This is a genomic window from Thermococcus sp., from assembly GCF_015523185.1.
Taxonomy (GTDB): Archaea; Methanobacteriota_B; Thermococci; order Thermococcales; family Thermococcaceae; genus Thermococcus.
The window spans coordinates 1-8,718 of the sequence record NZ_WAKV01000021.1 but is presented as its reverse complement, the minus strand read 5'-3'; the positions used below and the strand labels follow the sequence as shown (position 1 = coordinate 8,718).

Here is an 8,718-nt window from a genome sequence, read left to right as displayed (position 1 = left end):
TATATTAACAATAATCCACAAAGAAGTGCGATTCATTACATTTCTGACTCCAGTAATTGCAATGCTAAATGCAGAAGGTGTGTGCATTATATCTAAAACAATCTTATCTCATAGGTTCATTTCAAAAAAGAGTTTTAGAATATTTGGGACAATAAGCATGATTGTATTGTTAGCCCTTTCAAGCATAAGCTATTACGAAAATGCCATTAAATATAACTCAAAATATTACTATGCAGGTTCAAGCCAGGCAAAAGTACTTAATGAACTTAATAAGATAATTCCAAAGGCAAAAACAGTATCTATTTTAGTGTCCCCAAATCTTTATCCCTATGCCGGGCTTTTCATTCACCATGCAGAAGTTTACCAAATGAGCTCGTATGATATAAACTGGCTGGGTCATGGGCTAAGTGAAAAACAACCCCCCAATGTCTCCAAAATGATTACTACAGGATATTTCGATTATGTGGTTTACTGCAGATTTCCACACATATCAACTTGGACAAATACAATAGATCAGACCCACATGTACAAACCTGTAGCAGGGATATTCAACAAACGATGCTGGATATTACAAAGAAACACTTACCCAATTCGGAGTACGGAAATAAATAAAAAATCCTTTAACAAAACAAAATCATTATAAAGCCACAATGAACATAACGAATAACAAGGTAATGTAAAATACAAGGCACGATACCTTCTTGGAGGTAATTATGTGCCCAAGATTATAAAAATACTAAATTACAATAACAAAATAATAATAGATCCAATGATGGCAATCCAAGGATATATACTATTTGGGATGAACTCCCAAACTTGAATATTTGTGGAAAATATCCGTCCAATACTATTGCTAACACTGGCAATATACAAGCTTTCCGAATATCTTGGGAAAAAGTATCAGTAATAGCAATTTTCATAAACTCTCACATCCCCCATAATCCTTAATCAGGCTACCATTTTCATGCTGGGCATACCTCTAACGTCTATATAGCTATGGAGTGGTACTTGCTACTGAGATCCAATGGCTTTGAGAATACCAAATACACAATCCTGAGTGGATTATTTTTTGGATTTTATCTTTATTATTACGAACTAATGATAGCTTTTCAAGTAGAATGTCATCTTGGAAATGTTAATATGAAACCAAACCAACAATGTGATAAAGAACTTGACGATATTCATACTCTCCGAGATAATAATTGCTGATTGGTAGTATATTCTCAATTTTGTCTACGCGTTATTCACATTAACAAGAAATAAAGATCCTAGATTTATGATGCTAATTATACCATTTTTAGGAATAGCTATAGAAGAGATTATATAATTACTTAAAGAGCTTTGAGAATAGGAAAAACCATTACAAATAATTTTCATCGTTATCTTGCTCTTTGGAGGCTTTCTTAATATAGCAACTTTTACAAAGGCGATCCCACAGATTAAGATTGCTAAGAATCCAAACATTATCAGTGTATCAGGAGGGAGCGTTTATCTATCTGGATATTATTAATCATCCAACCTTAACACAACCAAAGAAGAGTGGCACATAAAGGGGGTAGTCTCAATATTAAAAGAAGATAACAGAAGCCACATCCTAGTATACGTCTTATCTAACAACCTCGTTTTAACATATCCCCTTAGATACAGGACTATAAATGGAAAAAGACAGTAACAGTAATTAGGCCAAACGTGTACCAACTGATACTAGGACTGTTCTCCGCAGACTATATACTCTATACCAAAAGCGAAAAATACTCAGCACATTGGGAAATCAATACTCCAGATTGGCTTGGGGATATTTGTAGACTACAATAACATCACTAAAACATTTGTTCCCGTTGAAAAATTCCAGTTTCCCGATGGTACAATGGGAGTGCTATATAAGCGTCTACCAAGATTCCTATCCCGCCCAACGTTAAGACAAAAGAAATGAGCGTAACATGCCAAAGGTCAAATCTAACTTGAACCGTATGTATAATATGAGAATTTACATGATAGACTACCACCGGAGATCACTTAGGAAAATAAACAAAAACTACCATATATTTGTTCAAACTCAATTCCAATTAGATCACAGACCCTGCGCTGGTTTATGTCCAACGTCAACTTGGACTTCTAGAGTGATATAATAGATATGTACTACTTCCAATTCTTACTAATTGAAAATAACGCAACTACGAACAGTAACTACAGACTACAGATAGCTAGTCCTTTTACCTTTATTAACAAAAAATATATAAAGCCATAGTTCAACTTCTACATGATTACTCATGGAGGTAGACATTATGAAAAGAACAACTAAAGTTGTGCTGGCATTGATTCTCGTGGTTACAGCGGGGATTTCGAAAGCCATATTCACCGACACGGCAATCTCAAGGGGAAACTCAATAGAGACCGCCGAATTTGACATAGCCATCAGCAAGGACGGAAAGCGATTCTACAACGAACTGAAGCTTTTTGAGATGAGCAACTTTCTGCCTGGGGAAACCAGAAAATCCGAATTCCAAATCAAGAACCGGGGAACTGTTGAAGTTAAGAAGCTCACGATAACGTTCAAAGTCAGGAACTACGAGGTAAGAATGTCCCCATCAGAAAAAGCCGTGGATTCAACACCCGAAACTGGAGAACTCGGAAAGTGGCTGGTTCTAAAGGCCATACGTATAGGAGGGAATAACATCACCATCAACCAAACGCTCAACACCCTCAACGGAAAGACGATAACACTACCCGTAAAGCTTAATCCGGGAGAAACAGCCAAGGTCGAGATGATGTTTGAACTTCCAGAGGATGCAGGTAACGAGTGCCAAACGGATGGAATAGACGTAACTCTAAGGCTCGACGCGAGCCAGTGAGCTTTTATATTCCTCCCACTTTTTATTCCTCGGTGAGAACATGATTGGGATTATCTTCGACATGGACGGCGTCATCTACCGGGGGAACAGGCCCGTTGAAGGCGCGAGGGAAGTTGTGGAATACCTGAAGGAAAAGGGAATCCCCTTCCTGTTCCTCACGAACAACTCGACAAAGACACCGAGGATGTATAAAGAAAAGTTGCTCTCAATGGGCATAGATGTTCCGGCTGAGAGGATAATAACCTCGGGTTTAGCCACGAGACTCTACATGGAAAGGCATATGGAACCCGGGAGAATCTTCGTCATCGGTGGTAAGGGCCTCCACGAGGAGATGGAAAAGCTAAACTGGGGGACGGTAAGCCTTGAAGACTGCAGGGAAGGAAAATGGCGGGATATCAGACACGTTGTGGTCGGCCTCGACCCGGGTTTGACCTATGAGAAGCTAAAGTACGGAACTCTAGCGATAAGAAACGGGGCGAGCTTTATAGGAACCAATCCCGACACCACTTACCCAGCTGAGGAAGGCCTCTACCCCGGAGCGGGGGCGATAATAGCCTCACTGAAGGCCTCGACCGAAAGGGACCCTCTCATCATCGGAAAGCCAAACGAACCCGTTTACGAGATTGCAAGGGAGAAAATGGGAAGCGTTGATGAAATCTGGATGGTCGGTGACAGGCTGGACACTGATATAGCCTTCGCCAAGCGCTTTGGAATGAAGGCGGTAATGGTTCTGACAGGAGTCAGCACTCTGGAGGACGTTAAGGATAGCCCCTTTAAACCCGATTTAATCCTCCCGAGCGTGAAGGAGCTCCTCAACTACCTGAGGGTTGTGAAATGAATGCCAAAGAGCTCATCGAAAAGCTAATCTGGCAGGAGAACGAGCTCTACAACCTCTATAAGCTCGGTGAAACTTTCGCCCTCTTCGAGAGGCCCGAGTTGAGGGACGTTTTTTCTTTGATAGCGGAAGAAGAATTGAGGCACAAAGAGACCCTGAAGGGCCTACTAAAGGAGGGAACACTGGAGAGGTTAATCGTTGACTACATGGACGAGCTCTCCCTCGAACCCGTTCTCAGCGATAAGAGAGCACAGCCGGAAAGCATTGAAGAACTCGTTGTAGAGGCCGTGTTAAGGGAGAAACACGCCTATGAGATGTACTCCAAACTTGCGGAGCTTTTGGAAAGCCCCTTTAACGACCTTTTCATGCACATCGCGAGGGAGGAACTGACTCACGCGTACAGGTTGAAGCTGATATACGAATCCCTCTAAACCATCCACTCCCTTTTCTACCCCTTTCCCCACCATACAAGAGGGTAAATCAGAATTCGTCATGATGGCAATGAAACTGGGAGTAAGGTATATTAGGGTGCCCGATGAGAGTGGCCGTGCTGATAATTTTACCAATTAACAAAATTATGTACAACTGTGTATCAGGGGTGTTTATATGCCTGTTGAAAAAGTGATGAAAAGAGACGGTAGAATTGTGCCTTTTGATAGGGAGCGTATAAAATGGGCCATACAAAGGGCAATGCTCGAAGTTGGAATCCACGACGAGAAGCTCCTCAACAGAGTCGTCAGAAGAGTCGTTAGGAGAATAAACGAGCTCTACGATGGCCAAATCCCGAACATAGAGAACATTCAGGATATTGTTGAACTCGAACTGATGAGAGCTGGCCTTTTTGACGTCGCCAAGGCCTACATTCTTTACCGCAAGAAGAAGGCCGAAATCAGGGAGGAGAAGAAGAAAATCCTCAACAAGGACAGGCTCGATGAAATCGACAAGCGCTTCTCGCTAAACGCCCTCCGCGTTTTAGCTTCACGCTACCTCATAAGAAACGAAAAGGGCGAAATAATTGAGAGTCCAAAGGAGCTCTTTGAAAGGGTAGCGACCTTGGCAGTAATCCCTGATTTACTCTACGACGAGAGGGTTTTTGACAGGGACGGCAATCATGAACAGAACCTGAGCAGGGTCAAATACTACCTCGAGCAATTTGAAGAGTTCGACGGGAAGTACTCAATCGGCCGTTTCAAGCTCAACAAGTACCACTTTGAGAGAATGGTGAACCTCTACCGCGAGCTGGCAGAGAAGGGCAAGATGAAGGTCTCAATAGACGAGTTCTTGGGCATGCTCGAAAACGGGGCCTTCGACGACTACGAGAGCGAGATAGAAGAGTACTTCAGGCTGATGGCAGGGCAGGTGTTCATGCCCAACACTCCTGCACTCATCAACTCCGGAAGGCCATTGGGGATGCTCTCAGCGTGTTTCGTTGTGCCGATAGAAGACGATATGGAGAGCATAATGAAAGCGGCGCATGATGTAGCCATGATACAAAAAAGCGGAGGAGGCACGGGGCTCAATTTCTCAAAACTCCGTCCTGAGGGCGATTTTGTCGGCTCAACGGCCGGCGCGGCGAGTGGACCCGTCAGTTTTATGCACCTCATAGATGCCGTCAGCGACGTCATAAAACAGGGTGGCGTGAGAAGAGGAGCAAACATGGGAATCCTTGAGGTCTGGCATCCGGACATAGAGAAGTTCATACATGCAAAGGAGAGAAACACCGGAACCAACGTGCTGAGCAACTTCAACATAAGCGTCGGCATCTGGGAGGACTTCTGGGATGCCTTGAAGGAAGGCAAGCGCTATCCCCTAGTTAACCCAAGGACCGGCGAGAAGGTCAAGGAGATAGACCCCAAGAGCCTTTTCGAAGAGTTAGCGTTCATGGCCTGGAGCAAAGCGGACCCCGGAGTTATATTCTTCGATGTCATCAACAGGAGGAACGTTCTAGCCGATGCCAAAGGAGAACCGATAAGGGCCACCAACCCCTGTGTTGTGGGAGAAACCAGGGTTTTGACCCCGGAGGGATACATCAAAGCTGAAGAGTTATTCACGCTTTCAAAGGAACGCGGAAAGAAAGAAGCAGTGGCAGTTGAGGGAATTACAGAAGGAGGAGAACCGTATGCATATTCCATTGAAGTCTTACTCCCCGGAGAGGAGGAAATAAAGTATGAGACTGTCCATGGAAACACCGTTGAGGTTGCAGACCCCGTTTCAGTCCCGGCCTACGTCTGGAAGGTTGGCCTGAAGGAAGTAGCCCGCGTGAGAACAAAGGAAGGATACGAGATAACCGCAACGCTCGACCACAGGCTAATGACTCCAGACGGATGGAAAGAGGTAAAAGACCTGAAGCCGGGAGACAAGATAATCCTACCAAGGTTCGAGATCGAAGACGAATTTGGTAGTGAAAGCATCGGGAAGGACTTAGCTTTTGTTCTTGGGTGGTTCATCGGAGATGGATACCTCAATTTGAACGACAAGAGAGCCTGGTTCTACTTCAACGCAGAGAAGGAAGAGGAGATAGCATGGAAGATCAGGGAGATACTCGCAAAGCATTTCGGAATTAAAGCCGAACCCCACCGCTATGGCAACCAGATAAAGCTCGGCGTCCGCGGGGAGGCTTACAGGTGGCTTGAGAGCCTCGTAAAGAGCAACGAAAAGAGAGTCCCCGAGATAGTTTACAGGCTCAAGCCGAAGGAGATAGCGGCTTTCCTCCGCGGTCTCTTCAGCGCCGATGGCTACGTGGACAATGACAAGGCCATAAGACTTACCTCAAAGAACCGGGAGTTACTGAGGGAGATCCAAGACCTACTACTGCTATTCGGCATACTGTCAAAGCTCTACGACAGACCGTACCCAAGCGAGTTCAAATACACAACCAAAGAAGGAGAGGAAAGGACATACCACAGTGAAGGCTACTATGAACTGGTCATTGCAAACTTCAGCAGAAAAATATTCGCGGAGAAAATAGGATTTGAAGGATACAAAATGGAAAAGCTTAGCCTGAAGAAGACGAAAGTAGATGAACCCATTGTTACAGTTGAGAGTGTTGAAAACGTCGGAAAAAGACTCGTCTACGATTTCACGGTACCTGAGCACCACTCCTACATAAGCAACGGCTTCCTAAGCCACAACTGCGGAGAAGAGCCCCTCTACGAGTACGAATCCTGTAATCTGGCGAGCATAAACCTTGCAAAGTTCGTGAAGTATGACGATGAGGGCAAACCCTACTTTGACTGGGATGAATACGCCTACGTTATTCAAAAGGTCGCCAAGTACCTCGACAACGCTATCGACGTCAACCGCTTCCCGCTCCCTGAAATAGACCACAACACCAAGCTCACGAGGAGAATAGGCGTCGGAATGATGGGCCTTGCCGATGCGCTCTTCAAGCTTGGTATTCCTTACAACAGCGAGGAAGGCTTCGCCTTCATGAGGAAGGCCACCGAGTACCTGACGTTCTACGCCTACAAGTACAGCGTTGAGGCCTCAAAGAAGCGCGGACCCTTCCCGCTCTACGAGAAGAGTAAATACAAGGACGGTGAGCTACCGGTTGAGGGCTTCTACCACAGAGAGATATGGAACCTGCCCTGGGACGAGCTCGTCGGGGAAATCAAGGAGTACGGGGTTAGAAACGGTATGGTGACCACCTGCCCGCCGACCGGCTCTGTCTCGATGATAGCCGACACCTCCAGCGGAATCGAGCCGATATTTGCCCTTGTTTACAAGAAGAGTGTCACAGTTGGGGAGTTCTACTACGTTGACCTGATTTTTGAAGCCGAACTTAAGAAGCGTGGCCTTTGGAACGAGCAACTCCTAAAGAAGATAAGCGACAACTACGGCTCAATACAGGGTCTTGAGGAGGTTCCGGAGGACCTCCAGAAGGTCTTTGTCACCTCAATGGACGTCCATTGGCTCGACCATATATTAGCTCAGGCGAACATACAGCTCTGGCTCACCGACAGCGCGAGCAAGACCATCAACATGCCGAACGACGCAACGGTGGAAGACGTTAAAGCGGCGTACCTTCTCGCCTACAAGCTCGGCTGTAAGGGAATAACAGTCTACCGCGACGGTTCGCTCTCGGTTCAGGTCTACAGCGTCGAGGGCGAGAAGAAGAAGCGTGTTCCGGCGAAGCCGAGCAAATACGCTATCGAGAAACTCAAGGCAGTTGTTGAGGCCGAACCCTGGCTGGCCAAGTTCATCAACGTTGAGGCGATACTCAACGGCACCAACGGGAAGGAGAAGAAGCCCGAGCTTAGCTTTTCAATAAGCAAGCCGGCCGTCTCGAAGTCCAAGGTGGAGAGTGCTCCAGCAAAGAAGCCGGAAATCTCGGAGGAGAAGATTAAGGAGCTCCTCGGCGTTGCCTACTGTCCGGTCTGCTACGAGAAAGATGGAGAGCTCATCGAGCTTAGGATGGAGAGCGGCTGCGCCACCTGTCCGCGCTGCGGCTGGAGCAAGTGCGTCATAAGCTGAGCCTTTCCTCTCTCCGTTTTTCTGAATTAACATTTTTCTGTCAAGACATTCTTTTTAAGGCCTTCATTTTAACTTCCCTCAACTCACCAAAGCTTAAGTTTCCCACTGAAAAACTCACGCTATTCGGAGGTGTTGGGATGGACAAGGTTTACCTGACCTGGTGGCAGATTGACAGGGCAGTGTTTGCGCTCGCCGAGGAGCTAAGAAAGCACTACATGCCGGATGTAATAGTCGGGATAGCGAGAGGTGGTTTAATCCCGGCCGTCAGGCTGAGCCATGTTCTTGGAGATGTCGAGCTCAAGGTCATTGACGTCAAGTTCTACAAGGGAATTGACGAGAGAATGGAGAAGCCCGTTGTAACGATTCCCCTTCACGGCTCGCTGGAGGGGAAGAAGGTGGTCATAGTCGACGACGTCAGCGATACAGGGAAGACCCTTGAGGTCGTCATTGATGAGGTCAAGAAAGCCGGGGCTAAAGAGGTCAAGGTCGCCTGCCTCAGCATGAAGCCCTGGACGAAGGTCGTACCGGACTTCTACGTTTTCCGCACAGACAAGTGGG

5 protein-coding genes and 1 pseudogene are annotated in these 8,718 nt (G+C 46.1%); all 6 read left to right on the top strand.

Features of this window, described 5'->3' with window-relative positions; all coding sequences use genetic code 11:
• Window positions 1-643, top strand: a pseudogene (locus tag F7B33_RS02300) (hypothetical protein); the annotation flags it as partial.
• A 1,642-nt stretch (window positions 644-2,285) separates the two neighbouring features.
• Window positions 2,286-2,852 carry a TasA family protein gene (locus F7B33_RS02295; RefSeq protein ID WP_297072907.1) on the top strand — a complete coding sequence of 189 codons (567 nt, stop codon included), beginning with the start codon at window positions 2,286-2,288 and terminating at the stop codon, window positions 2,850-2,852.
• Between the two features lie 40 nt (window positions 2,853-2,892).
• The gene (locus F7B33_RS02290) at window positions 2,893-3,690 is read left to right on the top strand and encodes an HAD-IIA family hydrolase (RefSeq protein ID WP_297072905.1); all 798 of its coding nucleotides are present in this window, start codon (window positions 2,893-2,895) and stop codon (window positions 3,688-3,690) included.
• The gene (locus F7B33_RS02285; protein ID WP_297072903.1) at window positions 3,687-4,118 is read left to right on the top strand and encodes a ferritin family protein; all 432 of its coding nucleotides are present in this window, start codon (window positions 3,687-3,689) and stop codon (window positions 4,116-4,118) included. The genes F7B33_RS02290 and F7B33_RS02285 overlap by 4 nt, the downstream gene beginning before the upstream one ends.
• Before the next feature lie 175 nt (window positions 4,119-4,293).
• Window positions 4,294-8,160, top strand: a complete 3,867-nt coding sequence (locus F7B33_RS02280) for an adenosylcobalamin-dependent ribonucleoside-diphosphate reductase (RefSeq protein WP_297072901.1) — start codon at window positions 4,294-4,296, stop codon at window positions 8,158-8,160.
• 137 nt (window positions 8,161-8,297) lie between these two features.
• Window positions 8,298-8,718 (top strand): phosphoribosyltransferase (locus F7B33_RS02275; RefSeq protein WP_297072899.1); only part of this gene is annotated, 421 nt, incomplete at its 3' end.

Coding starts and splice junctions, on each gene's coding strand:
- F7B33_RS02295 (WP_297072907.1), top strand. CDS start 2,286: ATGAAAAGAACAACTAAAGTTGTGCTGGCATTGATTCTCGTGGTTACA.
- F7B33_RS02290 (WP_297072905.1), top strand. CDS start 2,893: ATGATTGGGATTATCTTCGACATGGACGGCGTCATCTACCGGGGGAAC.
- F7B33_RS02285 (WP_297072903.1), top strand. CDS start 3,687: ATGAATGCCAAAGAGCTCATCGAAAAGCTAATCTGGCAGGAGAACGAG.
- F7B33_RS02280 (WP_297072901.1), top strand. CDS start 4,294: ATGCCTGTTGAAAAAGTGATGAAAAGAGACGGTAGAATTGTGCCTTTT.